This window comes from Paracoccus jeotgali, assembly GCF_002865605.1.
GTDB classification, from domain to species: domain Bacteria; phylum Pseudomonadota; class Alphaproteobacteria; order Rhodobacterales; family Rhodobacteraceae; genus Paracoccus; species Paracoccus jeotgali.
The window spans coordinates 2,775,808-2,793,079 of record NZ_CP025583.1; the positions used below are offsets into that span (position 1 = coordinate 2,775,808).

Genomic DNA, 17,272 nt, shown 5'->3' on the forward strand with positions numbered 1-17,272 from the left:
TAGCCGTTTCACGCCGGACGACCTACCGCGCCCGCGAGGGTTTAGGACCATCTGCCGGAAGCCGGACCGAGGCCCGGAAGCCTGTGGCCTCACCCGGCCGGGGCGACTCCAGAAGCACCTCGCTGCCGATCCGGTCGGCGATGGCGGCGACGATGGCGAGGCCGAGGCCGCTGCCATCGCTGCTGGCCTGCGCGCGTTCAAAGCGTGCGGTCAGCCGGGTCAGGGTCTCCGGCGGCACAACCGGCCCTTCATTGGCGACGATGAGCTGCCCTTCGGCGGTCAGCGTCACATCGACCGGGGCCGCGTCCGCGCCGTGGCGCAGGGCGTTCTCGATCAGGTTGCGGCAGAGGATGGCGAAGGCGTCGGGGTCGATGTCGGAGAGCACCTCCGTCTCGGGCAGGGTCAGCGCGATCCGGCCGGGCGCGACGGTCCGCGCCAGATCCTCGACCACCAGCCGCGCCACCGGCCGCAGATCGGCGCTGTCGTCCATCCGCAGCCGCCCGCCCTCGGCGCGGGCAAGCTGCATCAGCCGCTCGGAGAGCCGGGTCAGCCGCTTGAGCGTGGCCTCGATCTCGGCCGCGCGGGTCCGGGTCGTGGTCTCTGTCGTTTCCAGACCCAGCCGCTGCGCCTGCGCGATGGCCCCGGCGAGCGGGGTCCGCAGCTCATGCGCGGCATTGGCGGCAAAGCTGCGCTCGGCCTCGAAGGCGTCGCGCAGCCGCGCCAGCAGGCCGTTCAGGGTCGCGGCAAGCGGCGCGATCTCGGCCGGCAGATCCGCGGCGGGCACCGGCGACAGATCGCGGGCGCTGCGGGCGTCCAGCCGCGCGCGGAAGCGGCGCAGGGGCGTCAAGCTGACGCGGACCGCCAGCACGATGCCGCCAAGCGCCAGCGGCAGCATGACCAGCAGCGGCAGGATCAGGCTCATCCGGATCGAGCGCGCGACCGCGGCGCGATGAGCCAGCGGTTCGGCCACGGTGATGCGGATCGTGCCGGACAGCACAGCGTCGCTATACAGCCGATGCGTCGCGGTCTGGCGAAAGCCCTGCCCGTCATAGGCCGGGAAGGCGGCGGGATCGGCGGCGTGGGACTGGAGCAGGATCTGGCCTTCGGGGTCGCGGATGACATAGGTGAAGAATTCGTCATGCGCGCGGATCGGGGCCAGACGCTGCGTCACCTCATCCTCGTCGCGGCCGACGATCTCGGTCACGGCCAGCGGCAGGATGCGCTCGGCAGTTTCCTGCAGCGCGCTGTCGAAGACCTCGTCCAGCTCACCCCGCACGATCAGCCCGGTGACCGTCGCCGCCAGCAGCCACAGCACCGTCAGCACCAGCCCGACCGACAGCGCGAAGCGGGCCTGCAGGCTGCGCGGCAGCGTCACGGCTTGCCCAGCCGATAGCCCATGCCGCGTTCGGTCTGGATGATCGCGCCGCCAAGCTTCTTGCGCAGACGGCTGACATGGACCTCGATCGTGTTGCTTTCGACCTCGCTGTCGAAGGCATAGAGCTTTTCTTCCAGTTGCGGCTTGGAGAAAAGCTGCCCCGGCCGGGCGAGGAACGCCTCGAACAGCGCCCATTCCCGCGCCGTCAGCGCCACCGGCTTGCCGGCGCGGTGGATGCTGCGTGCGGCCAGGTCGATCTGCAGCGGACCGTGGACGATCAGCGGGTTCGGATTGCCGCTGTAGCGACGCGCGACCGAGCCGATCCGGGCCGACAGTTCCGCCAGGTCGAAGGGTTTCACCAGATAATCATCCGCACCCGCGTTCAGCCCCTCGATCCGGTCGGACACCTGATCGAGCGCGGTCAGGATGATGACCGGCGTCGCGTCGCCCCGCGCGCGCAGGGCTTTCAGAAACACGATCCCGCGCCCGTCCGGCAGCATCAGGTCGAGCAGGATCAGGTCATACCCCGCGCCGCGCATGGCATCGCCGGCGGCATCCAGACGCGTCACCCAGTCCACCGACTGCCCGTCGGCGGCGATCTGGTCGCGCACGGCGGCGCCAAGGGTGGTGTCGTCCTCGATCAGCAGGATGCGCATGTCGTTTCCGTTCGTTCCCGTTGCCCCTCTGTGACCCGGCCGGCTGACGGGAAGCTGAAGCGGCGGCGAAAGGCTGCTTCAGGCTGCTGTCAGCTTGGCCTGCCAAACAGCAAAGGACACGGCCGCAACGAGGAGTTTGGCCTATGAAGAAAACATTGACAATTCTTGGTTTTCTCGCGGTCTTTCCGGCCGGGGTGGCGCTGGCGGATGATGATTGCGCGGTCCCCATGGCCGACTGGCAGCCGCGCGCGGCCGTCGCGGCGCTGGCCGAGGGGAAGGGCTGGACCGTGCGGCGTCTGAAGATCGACGATGGCTGCTATGAGATCAAGGGCAGCGACGCCGAGGGCCGACGCTTCAAGGTCAAGCTCGACCCCGCCAGCCTGGAGATCGTCAAGTGGAAAAGCGAAGACGATGATGACGATGACGACGATGATCGCGAGGACAAGAAGCGCCGCCACGACACCCGCCGCCAGCCAGCGCGGACGATGACCGCACCCGTGGTCCTGCCCCCACCGAACGGGCTGCTGGGCAACGGCGCGCCCCCGGCGGCTGTCGTGAGGTAAGCGGCGGGCGGTGCGCCAAGGGCGGACCGCGTCTTGCAGCGCCGGACCGCCCCCTTGTCACAATCCTCCGACCGCGGGCGCCTCTGCGACAGCTTCTCGATAAGTCGGTTGCATTTTACGCAACTTTGCTGCTTACTGTCGTGAACAGAATGTAACGGCAATCGCGCCCGTCGACCTCGCATGAGGTGGTCGGGCTTTTTTTGCTGGCACGGGCTTTGGGGAGGGCAGTGTGCACAAGGTCGATATCGGTCTGGTCTTTTCCACCACCGGTCCCTATGGCGCGCTGGGTCGAAATGCGCTGGCCGGGGCGCAGCTGGCCATCCGCGAGCTTGCGGCGGATGACGCGGTCCGCATCGACGCGCATCACGTCGACCCGCAGGGCCGGCCGGAGCTTTACCGCAGCATGACCGCCGAATTGCTGGCCGAACGCGGGATCCGGCATCTGGTCGGCGGCATCACCTCGTGGAGCCGCAAGGACATGATCCCGGTCCTTGAACGCTATGGAGCATTGCTGTGGTATCCTTGCCCCTATGAGGGTTTCGAGGCGAATGACCATGTCGTCTATCTGGGCGGGTGCCCGAACCAGCATCTTCTGCCGCTGCTGGACCGGATGATCGCGGCCGGCCACCGGCGCGCCTTCCTGATCGGGTCCGATTACGTCTGGGGCTGGGAGACCCTGCGCATCGCCCGCGAGCGGTTAAGCGCGGCGGGGGTCGAGATCATGGGCGAGCAGCACATCCTGCTGGGCGACCGGGACTGTGCCGAGGCTGTCACGAGAATCGCCGAGACCGGCTGCGATCTGGTGGTGAATTCGCTGATCGGGCCGTCGAACCACGCCTTTGTCCGCGCCATGGCGCGGTTGACGCCGCGGCCGCAGCTGGTCAGCGCAAACCAGACCGAGGCCGATCTTGACGAGATGGGTGCCTCTGCCGACGGGATGCTGTCGATCGCGCCATGGTTCGACGCGGGAAGCGGCGAGGGCCTGCGCGGGGCAGAAGCCGGAGGCGCCCGCGCCTCGTGCTTCTTTGCGACAAGCTACGTCGCGATCCATCTGCTGGCGCAGGCCATCCGCAGTGCGGGCGACGATCACCCGATCCGGGTCTTCGACGCGATCAAGGATCGGCGGCTCGACACCGTTCTGGGCCCGCTGCGCATCGACCCAGGCAATCGTCATACCGAACTGACGCCGCGCATCGCGGTGGCGCAAGGCGGGCGGTTCGACGTGGTCGAAACCTTCGCCGCCCCGGTGCCGCCCGATCCCTACCTGATCCAGACCGGGCAGGCCCGCACCCCTCTGGCCCCGGCGGACCGCCCCAGCTTGAGGTTGGTCGAATGAGCCAGGCCATGACGCATTTCCTTGGTGGCCGCGCGGCGGTGCTGCACCCGGCGCCGCCGGTCTGCGAACAGCTGCACCGGCGGCTTGCCGCGCTGGGGATCGCCGCCGAAAGACGCTGGCCGGAACTGGGCGAGGGGGCCTTCGATCTGGTTCTGATCGATCTGGACACCGCCCATGACCGGCAGCTGCCCTGGCCAAAGGGCGCGGCACCGATGCCGATGGTCGGGCTGGTCGGGTCGGAAAGCCCCAGCCGCCTCAACTGGGCGCTGGCGCATCAGATCGACGCCTTCCTGCCGCAGACGGCGCTGGCGAACCTGTATTCCGCGCTGGTGGTGGCCAGCGCCCGCCATGCCGAGCGGCGCAGGATCGCGCAGGACGCGGCCGAGGCGGCGCGTCGCAACACCCTGCGGCTCGAGGTGATCCAGGCCGTCCAGACCATCATGCAGCAGGACCGCGCGGATGCGCCCCGCGCGCTGAAAAAGCTGCGCGCGCTGGCGATGGTGGAACGCTGCGCGCTCGAGGATGCGGCGCTGATGCTGCTGGGGCGCGGAAACGAACGGCGCAGCGGCGCAGGAGCGCAGAAATGACCGACACCCCCGTCGCCTCCGGCCCGGTCCCGGTTCGCAGCCGGATCGTCGAGGTCCTGTCGGCGCTGATGCGCCGCCCGCGTGCGGCCTTTGGCATGGCGATCATCGTCATCATGGTCTTTGCCGCGGTGTTTGCCGGGTGGATCATGCCGCATGACCCGTTCGAGCAGAGCTTCGACGGGCTGACGCTGTCGGGCGCGCCGCTGCCGCCGAACCGGCAGTTCTGGTTCGGCACCGACCTGCTGGGCCGCGACCTGTTTTCGCGTCTGATCCTGGGCACGCGCACCTCGCTGATCATCGGGGTGGTGGCGAACGGCATCGCCGTGATCGTGGGCGCGGGCGTCGGCATCACCGCTGGCTATTTCGGCGGCTGGATCGGCGCGATCCTGATGCGCTTCACCGATCTGATGATGGCGTTTCCGGCGCTGCTGCTGGCCATCGTGCTGGCAGCGATCTTTCAGCCCAGCCTGATGATCGTGGCGCTGGTGATCGCCATGGTGAACTGGGTGCAGATGAGCCGGGTGATCTATACCGAGACGCGTTCGCTGACCGAGCGGGACTTCATTCAGGTGCAACGCTCGATCGGCTCGGGGCATGTGCGGATCATCCTGCGGCATCTGCTGCCGCATCTGCTGTCGTCCATCGTCGTCTTCGGCACGCTGGGGATCTCGACCACGGTGCTGCTCGAGGCGACGCTGAGCTATCTGGGCGTGGGCGTGCGGCCGCCGATCCCATCCTGGGGCAACATCATCTTTGAAAACCAGACCTATTTCAGCACCGCGCCCTGGCTGGTCTTTCTGCCCGGAGCGGCCATCGTGCTGCTGGCGCTGGCGTTCAATCTGGTCGGTGACGCGCTGCGCGACATCCTTGACCCGACATTGAAGGGGCGTCACTGATGGCCAGCTATATCCTGCGGCGGCTTCTGCAATCGGCCCTGATCCTGCTGGGGATCACGCTGGTGACCTTCGTGCTGCTGTATCTGGTGCCTGCCGATCCGGCGCGTCAGATCGCCGGGCGTTCGGCCACGGCCGAGACGGTCGCCAATATCCGCGCGCAGCTGGGTCTGGATCAGCCGTTCTTCGTGCAATACTGGCGCTATCTGACCGGGCTTTTGCAGGGCGATCTGGGTCGATCCTATCTGCAGCGGACCGAGGTGTCGGAACTGGTCGCCTCGCGGCTGCCGGCGACGCTGCTGCTGATGGCGGGCGCGATCGCCTGCGAACTGGCGCTGGGGCTGACCATCGGCATCATCGCCGCGCTCAAGCGGAACTCGCGGCTGGATAACGGGCTGATGATCTTTTCCTTCATCTCGATCTCGGCGCCGCAATTCGTCGTCGGCATCCTGTTGCTGTATGTCTTTGCCGTCAAGCTGGGCTGGTTCCCGATCGGCGGCTATGGGACCTTTGCGCATCTGGTCCTGCCGGCGGTCACGCTGGGGTTTCTGGGCGGCGGCTGGTACAGCCGGATGATGCGGTCGTCGATGATCGACGTGCTGGGACAGGATTTCGTGCGCACCGCCCGCGCCAACGGGCTGTCGAAATGGCGCATCGTCCTGCGCCACGTCCTGCCCAACGCGATCCTGCCGATCATCGCCATGATCGGCATCGATATCGGGCTGTTCATGTCCGGCATCGTGGTGGTCGAAAGCGTCTTTGGCTGGCCCGGCATCGGTCAGCTGGCCTGGCAGGCGATCCAGCGGGTCGACATCCCCATCATCATGGGCGTGACGCTGGTCTCGGCCACGGCCATCGTTCTGGGCAACCTGCTGGCCGACCTGACCGCGCCGCTGATCGACCCGCGCATCAAGCTGAAATGACAACACGGAGGAGGAAGGACATGAGACATCTTTTGCTGGCGGGGGCCGCGACCCTTGCCCTGGCCGCGACCGGCGCCCTGGGCCAAAGCCTGCAGGACGCCAAGCAGGGCGGCTCGATGATCGTCACCTACAAGGACGACGTGTCCACGCTGGACCCGGCCATCGGCTATGACTGGCAGAACTGGTCGATGATCAAGTCGCTGTTCGACGGTCTGATGGATTACGAACCCGGCACGACCGAGCTGCGCAACGAGCTGTCCGAAAGCCACACGATCAGCGATGACGGCAAGGTCTTCACCTTTACCCTGCGCGACGGCCCGACCTTCCATAACGGGCGCAAGATCACGGCCGAGGACGTGAAATACTCGCTGGATCGCGTGACCGATCCCGAGACGAAAAGCCCCGGTGCGGGCTTCTTTGCGATGATCGAAGGCTTCGACGCGCAGTCGGCGGGCGAGGCGGACGGGCTGTCGGGCGTCAAGGTGCTGGACGACCGCACCGTCGAGATCACGCTGACCCGCCCCGACGCCACCTTCCTGCACGTCATGGCGCTGAATTTCGCGATGGTGGTGCCCAAGGAAGCCGTCGAGGAATTCGGCGACGATTTCGGCAAGAACCCGGTCGGATCGGGGGCCTTCAAGCTGGCGGAATGGACGCTGGGACAGCGCCTCGTGTTCGAAGCCTATGACGATTATTGGAACGAGGGCCTGCCCAAGATGGAGCAGATCACCTTCGAGATCGGGCAAGAGCCGGTGGTCGCGCTCTTGCGCCTGCAGCAGGGACAGGCCGACATTCCGGGCGACGGCATCCCCCCGGCGCAGTTCCTCGAGGTGATGAACGACCCCGAACAGGCCAAGCAGGTGGTCGAAGGCGGGCAGCTGCACACCGGCTATGTTACCATGAACACGCAGATGCCGCCCTTCGACAACAAGCAGGTGCGTCAGGCGGTCAACATGGCCATCAACAAGGACCGCATCGTCAAGGTCATCAATGGCCGCGCGATCCCGGCCAACCAGCCGCTGCCGCCGTCGATGCCCGGCTATGCCGAAGACTATGAAGGCTATGAGTTCGATCCGGAAAAGGCCAAGGAATTGCTGGCCGAAGCCGGCTTTCCTGACGGGTTCGAGACCGAGTTGTTCGTCTATAACACCGACCCCAACCCGCGGATCGCCCAAGCCATCCAGCAGGACCTGAAGGCCATCGGCATCACCGCCGAGATCCGCAGCCTCGCGCAGGCCAACGTGATCGCGGCCGGCGGCGAAAAGGATCAGGCGCCGATGATCTGGTCGGGCGGCATGGGCTGGATCGCCGACTTCCCCGACCCCTCGAACTTCTACGGGCCGATCCTGGGCTGCGGCGGGGCCGTCACCGGGGGCTGGAACTGGGCCTGGTATTGCAACGAGGAACTGGACGCCAAGGCGGCCGAGGCCGATTCCATCGTCGACCCGGCGCGGGCCGAGGAACGCCAGCAGATGTGGCGCGAGATCTATCTGCAGATCATGGAGGACGCGCCCTGGGCGCCGGTCTTCCACGAACAGCGCTTCACGATCAAGTCCGACCAGCTTGGCGGGCCGGACGAGATCTTTGCCGACCCGGTCCATATCCCCGTTCACTACGACTATGTGTTCTCGAAAAATGTGCAATAACTGCGACTACACCATTCACGGCGTGAACCATCACCACGGCTGGGACCGCTCGATCCCGCCGGTGGAAACCGTCGCGCCCGGCGTCAGCCTGTTCTTCGAATGTCTCGACAGTTCGGGCGGGCAGTTGAACCGTGACAGCGGGGTTGGCGACATCGCCAACCTCTCCTTCGACAGGGTCAATCCCGTCACCGGCCCGATCTATGTCGACGGCGCCGAGCCGGGCGACATCCTGAAGGTGGAAATCGCGGCCTTCCACCCCTCGGGCTGGGGCTGGACCGCGAACATACCCGGCTTTGGGCTGCTGGCGGATCAGTTCACCGACCCGGCGCTGAAGATCTGGACCTATGACACCGCGACCATGGCGCCGGCGCTGTTTTCCGATCTGGCGCGGGTCCCGTTGAAGCCCTTTGCCGGCACCATCGGCCTTGCACCGGCGGAGCCGGGGCCGCACTCGATCGTGCCGCCGCGCCGGATGGGCGGCAATCTGGATATCCGCGATCTGGCGGCGGGGACCACGCTTTACCTGCCGGTCGAGGTGGCGGGGGCGCTGTTTTCCATCGGCGACACCCACGCCGCGCAGGGCGACGGCGAGGTCTGCGGCACGGCCATTGAAAGCCCGATGAATGTCGAACTGAAGCTCGACCTGATCAAGCAGCAGGCGCTGCCCTTCCCGCGCTTCACGACGCCGGGGCCGGTGACCCGGCATCTGGACGCGAAAGGCTATGAGGCGACGACCGGGATCGGCAGCGACCTGATGTCGGGGGCGCGTGACGCGGTGTCGGGGATGATCGACCTTCTCTGCCGCGAACACGGGCTGTCGGCGACCGATGCCTATATGCTCTGCTCGGTCTGCGGCGATCTGCGCATCTCTGAAATCGTGGACCAGCCGAACTGGGTGGTGTCGTTCTATTTCCCGCGTCTGGTTCTGGAATGAACGCGGCGACCGACAACGCACAGGGCGCCCGCCGCCCTGTGCTGACCGTGCGCGACCTGACCGTGCAGGTGGCCACGACCGAGGGCGCGATGACCGTCCTCGACCGGCTCAGCTTCGATCTGTTCGCGGGCGAGACGCTGTGTCTGGCCGGGGAAAGCGGGTCGGGCAAGTCGATGACCGCGCTGTCGATCATGGGCCTGTTGCCAAAGCCGATGTGCCGCATCGCGGGGGGGCAGATCATGCTGGGCGATCTGGACCTGACGCAGCTGGACGACAGCGGCTATCGCAAGATCCGCTCGGCCCGGATCGCGATGATCTTTCAAGAGCCGATGACGTCGCTCAACCCCGTGCTGCGCATCGGCACCCAGCTGCAAGAGGTGCTGCTGGAGCATGGCCAATGCACCCGCCGCGACGCCCCGCAGCGCGCGCTGCAACTGCTGCGCGACGTCCGCCTGACCGAGCCGGAACGGCGCCTGCGGCAGTATCCGCACGAACTGTCCGGCGGGATGCGGCAGCGGGTGATGATCGCCATGGCGCTGGCCTGCGATCCCGAGATCCTGATCGCGGATGAGCCGACGACGGCGCTGGACGTCACCGTGCAGGCCGAGATCCTGGACCTGATCCGCGCGCTGCAGGCCGAACACGGCACCGCGGTTCTGATGATCACCCATGACATGGGCGTGGTGGCCGAAATGGCCGACCGCGTCATCGTCCTGCGCCACGGCGTTGTCGAGGAAAGCGCGGCGGTCGAGACGCTGTTTGCCGCCCCGCAGACCGCCTATGCGCAGGAATTGCTCGCAGCCGTTCCGCGTCTGGGTCACGCGCCGCCACGAATCGCCAAGCCCGCCAGCGAGTCCGTGCTGGACGTGCGGGATCTGGTGGTCAATTTCGACATTCGCGGCGGCATCCTCAACCGTCCCGTCGCGCGCGTTCACGCCGTCGAGGGCGTCAGCTTTTCCGTCGCGCGGGGCGAGACCCTGGCCTTGGTCGGCGAATCCGGCTGCGGCAAATCGACGATCGGCAAGGCCCTGCTGGGCCTCGTTCCGTGGCAGGGCAGCATCAAGGTCGCCGGGCGCGAGATGTCAGGGCTGTCCGCGCGGGGCCTGAACGAGGTTCGCCGCGACATCCAGATGGTGTTTCAGGACCCCGGCGCCTCGCTGGATGCGCGGATGACGGTGCGCGATCAGGTCGCAGAGCCGCTGAAGGTGCACGGGCTGTCGCGCGGATCAGAGCTGAACGACCGCGTCGAGTGGCTGTTCAAGCGCGTCGGGCTGACCCAGGATCAGCTGAACCGCTATCCGCATGAATTCTCGGGCGGGCAGCGGCAGCGGGTCTGCATCGCGCGTGCTCTGGCGCTTGGGCCAAAGATCATCGTCGCGGATGAAAGCGTCTCGGCGCTGGACGTGTCGGTTCAGGCGCAGGTGCTGGATCTGCTGCGCGAGTTGCAGGCCGAGGACGGGATCTCTTATCTCTTCGTCAGCCATGACATGGCGGTGATCGAGCAGATGGCCGACCGCGTCGCGGTCATGCGTCTGGGTCAGATCGTCGAGCACGGATCGCGCGAACAGGTGCTGCAAAGCCCTGCCCACGCCTATACCCGACGCCTGCTGGCCGCCGTCCCGGTCCCCGATCCCCAGCACCAACGCCCCCCGAAGGTCATCGAGGCACAAGACATGCCAAGCCCCATCCGCCCCCTCGGCGACCGCCCCCACCGCTGGCCGCAAACCGAGGTTGCGCCGGGCCATTGGGCCGCGATGCAGGAGGCGTCCGTTTAGCGACAGAGGTCAGTATGGCAGTCGGGCGGATCGCGGCTTATCGACTGCGAGGTCGCCTTCCATCCCGGTGTGCCGGACCTGATAAATCACCGCCGCCGCCCCCGCCTACAGCAGCCGCAGATCATGCGCCCGGCGCAGCGCCTCGGCGGTTGTCCGGGCGTTCAGGCGCAGGCGGGCGGCGGTCAGCCGCGCCTTGAAGGCGCTTTCCGAAATGCCCAGAGCGTCCGCCGCCTCGGCATATCGCTTGCCGCCCGCAATGCAGCGCAGTGCCTCGGCATGCGCCCGGCTCAGCGTCGCTGGCGGGTCCAGCAGGTGATGCAGCCGCTGGATCGTCGCCTCGATCGCCGGGATCTCTGCGTCCGAGAACTCGCGGTCCTCACGCGCGAAGCCCGCGACCGTCCGGGACGACAGCTCACCCACCGAGACCACAAGTCCAAAGCGCAACCCATGCAGCCCTGCCTGATGCAGCACACCGAACGAGTCCGGAATGGGAAGCGCGCTCCACCGGCAGCACCCGGTCGTCGACAGCGCCCAGGCCACGGTCGGATCGCGCAGGACCAGAGAGTGGTCGGCGTAGTACTCCTGCCATGCCTCGCTATAGGTGTTGAACCTGATCAGCGCCTTCCCGGAATTGATCCGAAAGCCGATATAATATCCACCGGGCGCCATCCGGTGGAGGCCGGGAAGGGCAGCCTTGATCTGTTGTTGCGCAGTCATGCCTTCGTGGAGCCAGAACCGCGCCCCAAGTCAAGACAGATTTGCGCTGACCCGCCCCGCCGGGGGAGCCAGCGCAGCTGCAATTCCAGCGCGGTTGCGGAAAAGCCGCCGGTATGGGCCCGGCGGCCTGCGCTACGGGCGCGAATGGCGGCCTTGACCCGACCCGGCGTCCCCTGTGCGGATCGGTTGCAGCCGCAGCTGGCCTTTCTGCGTCGCCCGTTCAAAGCGCACTGGACAAGCGATGCCGCTTTCCCGGAGACTGTAAGTCGACTGCGAGACGCAGTGCTGGATGCTGTCTCGCTGAACGCGCGCGAATCGGCGCAAGCCGCAGCAAGATGGTCCGGCGACGGTACCGAAAGACGACACCGGCCCGCAGCGCTGCGATCGAGCCAAAGCGCGCAGGCCGGGACTGCCCAAGGACGGCGGGCCTGCGGCTTCGCCACATGATCATCAGCTTCAGAACGGCAAAGGACAGCTTCATGCGTCACAAGGTACTCGCGATCGCCCCGATGGCACTGACGGCCCTGCTGATATCGGCGCCGGCCCGGGCACAGGACCAGAACCTCGTCACCTCGGCGATGCAGGGCATCGATCAGCAAGAGAGCGCGCAGTCCGCCGCGGCCAAGGACGAGCACCAGCTCTCGCCCGAACTCATGCAGCAGGTTGTCGCCAAGGTCGAGGCCGACAACGCCCGACAGGTCGAGATCTTCAAGGATCTGCACGAACATCCCGAGCTGGGCTTCATGGAAACGCGCACCGCAGGCGTGCTGGCCCAGGAACTCGAGGCGCTTGGCTTTGACGTCCAGACCGGGATCGGCAAGACTGGCGTCGTCGCCACGCTGACGAACGGCCCCGGCCCCACGGTCATGTATCGCGCCGACATGGACGCCAATGCCGTGGAAGAGGCCACGGGCCTGCCCTATGCAAGCAAGGTCCGCGCCAAGCGCGCGGACGGCACCGAATCCCCCGTCGCGCAGGCCAATCACCTCGCGGTTCCGCTGCGCGACCTGCTGGGTGAGAAGAACGTCGTGACCGAGTTTCCGCCGGCCACCGGCTCGGAGGATGTGCATCTGCTGCTGGGCGATTATACCGATGTTCCGTTCAACTTCCTGATCGTCGGCGTGGCCGATCCGGACGTGTTCGCGGCGGCGCTGAAGGAAGGCAAGCAGATGCCCTATTCCGCGCATAACCCGAACTTCATCGTCGATCTGGCGGCGATCCCGGTCGGGACGAAAATCGCGACCGTGGCCATGCTCAACCTGCTGGCCAAGGAGGCCGCGCCGTAACTGCCGCCTTTTGTCTCAACGAGTGAAGACGGGACAAAGTGACCACTGAACGGGGGTTTCTATCCTCCCGAGGCGATCATGCGCCGTGACCTGCTGGGTTGCGGCGCGACGGCGATGCTGCTGTCGTCGTTCGACCTGATCGAGCGACGTATCCATGGGAAATCCCGGCGAGCGAAGTCGACAACGACTGGCGCCGTGTCACCAAACGCGTTGCCTGTGTCCGACGCCGTGGCGGGCGATGTCGAGAGCCTGCGGGCGGGGCTCGACGCGTGGTTGCCGACCGCGCGCCGGATGACGGTGCCGGTCGCGGACCTGTGCCGAAGCGGGTGGCAGTGACGCGTGAAACTGCAATTCAGTCGTCACGCTAAGCCAGCCGACACACCACGCCCCTCAAGCCAAAACCATTCCCCTCACTGACGCCAAGCTGACAGCCTTTCGCCCGCCGCTTCAGCCGCGTGTCAGTTGCCGGGCGCAGGTTCATCTCATCCGACAACCGCAACCACGGAGATGAACCATGAAACGCACCCTCGCGACCCTTGCCCTGCTGGCGGCCCTGCCTGCGGGCGCTGCTCTTGCCGATGACGACTGCCGCGTTTCGGCCGAGCAGATGCAGTCCTGGGAGGCCGTGGCCGAGCTTGCCCGCGACTATGACTGGACCATCACCTCGATGGAGATCGATGACGGCTGTTACGAGCTTCTGGTCACCGATACCGGCGGCAACACGATCAAGGCCAAGATCGACCCCGCCACGCTGGATGTGGTCAAGGCCAAGATGAAGGCGCTCGCCCCCGCTCCGGCGGCTGCCGCGCCCGCCCAGTGACGCGCCGCGCCCCGGCCTCGGCGCTCAGTGGCCGCCCGGCGCCGGGGCCACGCCATCCACCCGCAGAAGGAACCCGCCCATGAAATCCCTTGCCGCCATGCTTGCCCTGTCCACCGCGCTGACGCTGCCCGGCCTCGCCATGGCGCGGCCCGTGACGCTGACCACGACGCTGAGCGATTATGGCGGCGACGGGGCTTATCTTGCGCTGTACGTCACCGACCCCGCGGGCGCCTATGTCGGCAGCCTGTGGATGGCCGGCGGCAAGTCGAAATATTACGAGCATCTGAGCGACTGGTATCGCGCCACGGGCGGCGACGCCGCGCAGATCAACGGCATCACCGGGGCCAGTGTCGGCGCGGGCCGGACGCTGGAAATCACGCTGGACCTCGCCGACGCGCTGTTCGACGCGGGTTATACGCTGCACATCGACGCGGCCGTCGAAGAGATGCGCGACAGCCCGAACGAGGTGGCGGTGCCGCTGACGAGCGCGGGCGCGGGCACGCCGACGCGCGGCCGCCGCTATATCGCCAGCTTCGCCTATGAGATGTGAGGCGAGGCCAGCATGATCCGCGCATTCCATCGCTGTCCGGGGCTGCTGGCCCTCGCGCTTGTCACCATCCTCGCGCTAAGCGGCGCGGCGTTGTCGGTCTTTCCGGCGGCCGAGCGGCTGGCCTCGCCGCAGGCCGAGGCCGGGCTGAGCGTCGCCACCCTCGCCGCCCGTATCCAGGCCGCCTATCCGGGGGTCGAGCAGATCCGCCGCCAGCCCTCGGGCCGGATCACCGCCTATTGGTTCGACGGCAACACGCCGGGCGCCGCGGTTATCGACCCGGCCACTGGGCAGGGTGTGGCCTCGGCCGATCCGAACCGGGCGCAGCGCTGGCTGACCCGTCTGCACCGCTCGCTCTTTCTGGGCGATGGCGGGCGCATCGCCATGGCGGCGGGGGCGGCGTCGATGCTGGCCCTGTCGCTGTCGGGCGCGGTGCTGGTCGCGCGGCGGGTCGGCGGCTGGCGGCGCTGGTTCGGGCGGCTGCGCGGGCCGCTGGCCGGGCGGGTGCATGTCGAGATCGCCCGCCTCGCCGTGATCGGGCTGCTGCTGTCCTCGGCCTCGGGTCTGTGGATGAGCGCCTCGACCTTTGATCTGCTGCCGGATGGCGGCAGCCCGCCTGCCTTTCCGACCGAGGTCAGCGGTGCGACCGGAGTCGCGCCCGATCGGATGCCGGTCCTGCAACAGACGCCGCTGGCCACGCTGCGCGAGTTGAGCTTTCCCGCGCCCGGCGATCCCACAGATGTCTTCACGCTGAAGACCGACCGTGGCACCGGGTATCTCGATCAGGGCAGCGGCGAGCTGCGCGGATGGGCCGATCTGACAGGGTGGTCGCGGGTGTCCGAGACGCTCTACATGCTCCACACCGGGCAGGGGGCGGCGCTGCTGGGGCTGGTGCTCGGGCTGATGGCGCTTGGCGTGCCCGTCATGGGCGCGACGGGGGTGCTGATCTGGCATGCCGGGCGTCGCGGGCGGCCGCGCATCCGGGGCAACCAGCCCGCCGGCCGGGCCGAGACGATCCTGCTGGTCGGCAGCGAAGGCGGCAGCACCTGGGGCTTTGCCGCGACCCTGCACGCGGCGCTGACCGCCGGCGGGCAGCGCGTCCATATCGGCCCGATGTCCGGCTTTGCGCCGGGTCGCTATGCACAGGCGCAACGGATCATCCTGCTCGCCGCCACCTATGGCGACGGCGCGGCTCCGGCCTCGGCCAAGGGGTTCCTCGACCGCCTGCGTGACACCGACGGCACGCGCGCCATCCCGCTGGCGGTTCTGGGCTTCGGGGATCGCAGCTTTCCGGCCTATTGCGCCTTCGCCAAGGCTGTCGCGCAAGAGGCGAGCGCCAAGGGCTGGCCCGAGCTTATGCCTTTCGACAGCATCGACCGCCAATCGCCGCAGGATTTCGCCCGCTGGGGCCGGGCGCTGGGGCAGGTGCTGGGGCTGGATCTGGCGCTGGCGCATCAGCCGGTTCTGCCGAAAACGGCGACGCTGACGCTGATCTCGCGCCGGGATTACGGTGCCGAGGTGCAGGCTCCCGCGGCGATCCTGCGCTTTGCCCTGCCGCGCGTCTCTGTCTGGCAGCGGTTGAGCCGGGGCGGCTTCGCCCGCTTCAGCGCCGGGGATCTGATCGGCATCCTGCCCGAAGGCAGCGCGGTGCCACGGCTCTACTCGCTCGCCTCCGGTCGCCGCGACGGGTTCATCGAGATCGTGGTGCGCAGGCATCCCGGCGGCCTCGCCTCGTCGCAGCTGACGGCGCTGGCGCCGGGCGACCGCGTGACCGCGTTTCTGCGCCGCAACCCCGCGTTCCGCCCCGGCCGAGGCCGGACGCCGCTGATCCTGATCGGCGCGGGCACCGGCATCGGTCCGCTCGCCGGCTTCGTGCGCGGCAATGCGCGTCGGCGGCCGATCCACCTGTTCTTCGGCCTGCGCGACCCGCAAAGCGATTTCTTCTATGACGAGGAACTACTCGGCTGGCGGGAGGCCGGTCGCCTGACCCGGCTGGTCACAGCCGTCTCGCGGGCCGAGCGGCCGCATCATGTGCAGGACGCGCTGCGCGGCGAGGCGGCCGAGATCGTCCGCCTGATCCGGGGCGGCGCCCGCGTCATGGTCTGCGGCGGGCGCGACATGGCCACGGGCGTGGCCGACGCGCTGGCCGAGATCCTTGCGCCGGCCGGGCTGTCGCCGGCGGCGCTCAAGGCCGGGGGGCGCTATGTCGAAGATGTCTACTGAACCGCTGCGCCACGCGCTGAACGGCCCGACCATGGGCAGCCACTGGTCGGCGCTGTTCTTTACTCAGGCGAATTTCGACGCCGCCCCGCTTCAACAGGCGCTGCAGGCGGCGGTGGATCAGGTGGATGCGCAGATGTCGACATGGCGGCCCGCCAGCGACCTGATGCGCCTGAACGCCGCGCCGGTGGGCGCGTGGGTGGCGGTGCCCGCGCAGCTGATGGCGGTGCTGCGTCTGGGGCTGAAGATCGGGCGCGCCTCGGGCGGGGCGTTCGATATCGGGATGGGCGATGCGGTGCGGGCCTGGGGCTTCGGCCCCGAGGCGGCGACCCCCGCTGGCATCCGCGCCGCGATGCAGGTCCGCCGCCGCCCGGCGCATGAGGTGCTGGAGCTTCAGGGGGACCGTGGGCGCAAGGCGGCGCCCATCGCGCTGGACCTGAACGGCGTTGCCAAGGGCCACGGCGTCGACCGCTTGGCCGAGACGCTGGCGGCGTTCGGCGTGTCCTCCGGCCTCGTCTGCATCGACGGCGAGATGCGGGCGATGGGCCTGCGGCCCGATGGCGCGCCATGGACCATCGCCGTCGAGGCGCCCGACCCCGACCGCCGCGCGCCGCATGCCGTCTTGGCGCTGCAGGACGCGGCGGTGGCGACGTCCGGCGACTATCGCCACTGGGTCGAGCTGCAGGGCCGCCGCCTGTCCCACACGATGGACCCGACCCGCGGCGCGCCACTGCCCGACCCGCCCGCCTCGGTGACGGTCGTCGCCCGCACCTGCGCCGAGGCCGACGCCTGGGCCACGGCGCTGATGGTGCTGGGGGTGGAGAAGGGCGAGGAGCTGGCACGTCGCCTCGGCCTCTGCGCGCTGTTCCTGCGGCGGGGCGGGGCGCGGGGGCTTCAGTCGTGCGGCGTGGGGCGATTGTTTATGCGGCATCCCGCCACGGACCTGCAGGCGGGGTGACGCGTGGGAGTAGCAGGTGCTTCCCGTTGTGGCGCC

16 protein-coding genes and 1 pseudogene are annotated in these 17,272 nt (G+C 68.1%); 14 read left to right on the forward strand and 3 right to left on the reverse strand.

All coding sequences use genetic code 11. The features are described from left to right. Positions 1 to 22 precede the first annotated feature (22 nt). Positions 23 to 1,375: an ATP-binding protein gene (locus tag CYR75_RS13355; RefSeq protein ID WP_101500490.1), complete on the reverse strand. Its 1,353-nt coding sequence runs from the start codon at positions 1,373 to 1,375 to the stop codon at positions 23 to 25. After that, complete coding sequence (locus tag CYR75_RS13360; protein WP_101500491.1) at positions 1,372 to 2,031, reverse strand: response regulator transcription factor; 660 nt, start codon at positions 2,029 to 2,031, stop codon at positions 1,372 to 1,374. The genes CYR75_RS13355 and CYR75_RS13360 overlap by 4 nt, the downstream gene beginning before the upstream one ends. Positions 2,032 to 2,174: 143 nt before the next feature. On the opposite strand from CYR75_RS13360, the pseudogene CYR75_RS13365 reads away from it, so the two are divergent. The 8 genes and pseudogenes from CYR75_RS13365 to CYR75_RS13400 all read left to right on the forward strand — a co-directional run. Continuing rightward, positions 2,175 to 2,483, forward strand: a pseudogene (locus tag CYR75_RS13365) (PepSY domain-containing protein); the annotation flags it as partial. Positions 2,484 to 2,823: 340 nt separating this feature from the next. Continuing rightward, complete coding sequence (locus tag CYR75_RS13370) at positions 2,824 to 3,930, forward strand: transporter substrate-binding protein (RefSeq protein WP_101500493.1); 1,107 nt, start codon at positions 2,824 to 2,826, stop codon at positions 3,928 to 3,930. Next, entirely contained in the window at positions 3,927 to 4,517 is a 591-nt protein-coding gene (locus tag CYR75_RS13375; protein WP_158644660.1) for an ANTAR domain-containing protein, read from the forward strand. The genes CYR75_RS13370 and CYR75_RS13375 overlap by 4 nt, the downstream gene beginning before the upstream one ends. After that, complete coding sequence (locus tag CYR75_RS13380; protein ID WP_101500495.1) at positions 4,514 to 5,413, forward strand: ABC transporter permease; 900 nt, start codon at positions 4,514 to 4,516, stop codon at positions 5,411 to 5,413. The genes CYR75_RS13375 and CYR75_RS13380 overlap by 4 nt, the downstream gene beginning before the upstream one ends. Then, positions 5,413 to 6,333, forward strand: coding sequence for an ABC transporter permease (locus CYR75_RS13385; protein WP_101500496.1), 921 nt, complete (start codon positions 5,413 to 5,415; stop codon positions 6,331 to 6,333). Before CYR75_RS13380 ends, CYR75_RS13385 begins: the two co-directional genes overlap by 1 nt. A gap of 20 nt (positions 6,334 to 6,353) precedes the next feature. Further along, positions 6,354 to 7,979 carry an ABC transporter substrate-binding protein gene (locus CYR75_RS13390; protein ID WP_101500497.1) on the forward strand — a complete coding sequence of 542 codons (1,626 nt, stop codon included), beginning with the start codon at positions 6,354 to 6,356 and terminating at the stop codon, positions 7,977 to 7,979. After that, positions 7,969 to 8,913: an acetamidase/formamidase family protein gene (locus tag CYR75_RS13395; RefSeq protein WP_101500498.1), complete on the forward strand. Its 945-nt coding sequence runs from the start codon at positions 7,969 to 7,971 to the stop codon at positions 8,911 to 8,913. The genes CYR75_RS13390 and CYR75_RS13395 overlap by 11 nt, the downstream gene beginning before the upstream one ends. Beyond that, the gene (locus tag CYR75_RS13400) at positions 8,910 to 10,688 is read left to right on the forward strand and encodes an ABC transporter ATP-binding protein (protein ID WP_101500499.1); all 1,779 of its coding nucleotides are present in this window, start codon (positions 8,910 to 8,912) and stop codon (positions 10,686 to 10,688) included. The genes CYR75_RS13395 and CYR75_RS13400 overlap by 4 nt, the downstream gene beginning before the upstream one ends. Positions 10,689 to 10,793: 105 nt before the next feature. Here the strand turns inward: CYR75_RS13400 and CYR75_RS13405 are convergent, their stop codons facing one another. Further along, positions 10,794 to 11,405, reverse strand: a complete 612-nt coding sequence (locus tag CYR75_RS13405; protein ID WP_101500500.1) for a helix-turn-helix transcriptional regulator — start codon at positions 11,403 to 11,405, stop codon at positions 10,794 to 10,796. A 479-nt stretch (positions 11,406 to 11,884) separates the two neighbouring features. Here CYR75_RS13405 and CYR75_RS13410 point away from each other — a divergent pair, with 479 nt between their 5' ends. From CYR75_RS13410 to CYR75_RS13435, 6 genes are all read left to right on the forward strand, one after another. Further along, positions 11,885 to 12,691, forward strand: coding sequence for a zinc-binding metallopeptidase family protein (locus CYR75_RS13410; RefSeq protein WP_225972737.1), 807 nt, complete (start codon positions 11,885 to 11,887; stop codon positions 12,689 to 12,691). A gap of 78 nt (positions 12,692 to 12,769) precedes the next feature. Then, positions 12,770 to 13,027, forward strand: coding sequence for a hypothetical protein (locus CYR75_RS13415; protein WP_101500501.1), 258 nt, complete (start codon positions 12,770 to 12,772; stop codon positions 13,025 to 13,027). A gap of 178 nt (positions 13,028 to 13,205) precedes the next feature. Further along, positions 13,206 to 13,511, forward strand: coding sequence for a PepSY domain-containing protein (locus CYR75_RS13420; protein ID WP_101500502.1), 306 nt, complete (start codon positions 13,206 to 13,208; stop codon positions 13,509 to 13,511). Positions 13,512 to 13,590: 79 nt separating this feature from the next. Then, a complete protein-coding gene (locus CYR75_RS13425; RefSeq protein WP_101500503.1) occupies positions 13,591 to 14,061 on the forward strand; it encodes a DUF2271 domain-containing protein in 471 nt (156 codons plus the stop codon). Positions 14,062 to 14,073: 12 nt separating this feature from the next. After that, the gene (locus tag CYR75_RS13430; protein ID WP_101500504.1) at positions 14,074 to 16,281 is read left to right on the forward strand and encodes a PepSY domain-containing protein; all 2,208 of its coding nucleotides are present in this window, start codon (positions 14,074 to 14,076) and stop codon (positions 16,279 to 16,281) included. After that, the gene (locus CYR75_RS13435; RefSeq protein ID WP_101500505.1) at positions 16,262 to 17,236 is read left to right on the forward strand and encodes an FAD:protein FMN transferase; all 975 of its coding nucleotides are present in this window, start codon (positions 16,262 to 16,264) and stop codon (positions 17,234 to 17,236) included. The genes CYR75_RS13430 and CYR75_RS13435 overlap by 20 nt, the downstream gene beginning before the upstream one ends. The last annotated feature ends 36 nt before the right edge of the window (positions 17,237 to 17,272 follow it).

Coding starts and splice junctions, on each gene's coding strand:
- CYR75_RS13360 (WP_101500491.1), bottom strand. CDS start 2,031: ATGCGCATCCTGCTGATCGAGGACGACACCACCCTTGGCGCCGCCGTG.
- CYR75_RS13375 (WP_158644660.1), top strand. CDS start 3,927: ATGAGCCAGGCCATGACGCATTTCCTTGGTGGCCGCGCGGCGGTGCTG.
- CYR75_RS13380 (WP_101500495.1), top strand. CDS start 4,514: ATGACCGACACCCCCGTCGCCTCCGGCCCGGTCCCGGTTCGCAGCCGG.
- CYR75_RS13385 (WP_101500496.1), top strand. CDS start 5,413: ATGGCCAGCTATATCCTGCGGCGGCTTCTGCAATCGGCCCTGATCCTG.
- CYR75_RS13390 (WP_101500497.1), top strand. CDS start 6,354: ATGAGACATCTTTTGCTGGCGGGGGCCGCGACCCTTGCCCTGGCCGCG.
- CYR75_RS13395 (WP_101500498.1), top strand. CDS start 7,969: ATGTGCAATAACTGCGACTACACCATTCACGGCGTGAACCATCACCAC.
- CYR75_RS13400 (WP_101500499.1), top strand. CDS start 8,910: ATGAACGCGGCGACCGACAACGCACAGGGCGCCCGCCGCCCTGTGCTG.
- CYR75_RS13405 (WP_101500500.1), bottom strand. CDS start 11,405: ATGACTGCGCAACAACAGATCAAGGCTGCCCTTCCCGGCCTCCACCGG.
- CYR75_RS13410 (WP_225972737.1), top strand. CDS start 11,885: ATGCGTCACAAGGTACTCGCGATCGCCCCGATGGCACTGACGGCCCTG.
- CYR75_RS13415 (WP_101500501.1), top strand. CDS start 12,770: ATGCGCCGTGACCTGCTGGGTTGCGGCGCGACGGCGATGCTGCTGTCG.
- CYR75_RS13420 (WP_101500502.1), top strand. CDS start 13,206: ATGAAACGCACCCTCGCGACCCTTGCCCTGCTGGCGGCCCTGCCTGCG.
- CYR75_RS13425 (WP_101500503.1), top strand. CDS start 13,591: ATGAAATCCCTTGCCGCCATGCTTGCCCTGTCCACCGCGCTGACGCTG.
- CYR75_RS13430 (WP_101500504.1), top strand. CDS start 14,074: ATGATCCGCGCATTCCATCGCTGTCCGGGGCTGCTGGCCCTCGCGCTT.
- CYR75_RS13435 (WP_101500505.1), top strand. CDS start 16,262: ATGTCGAAGATGTCTACTGAACCGCTGCGCCACGCGCTGAACGGCCCG.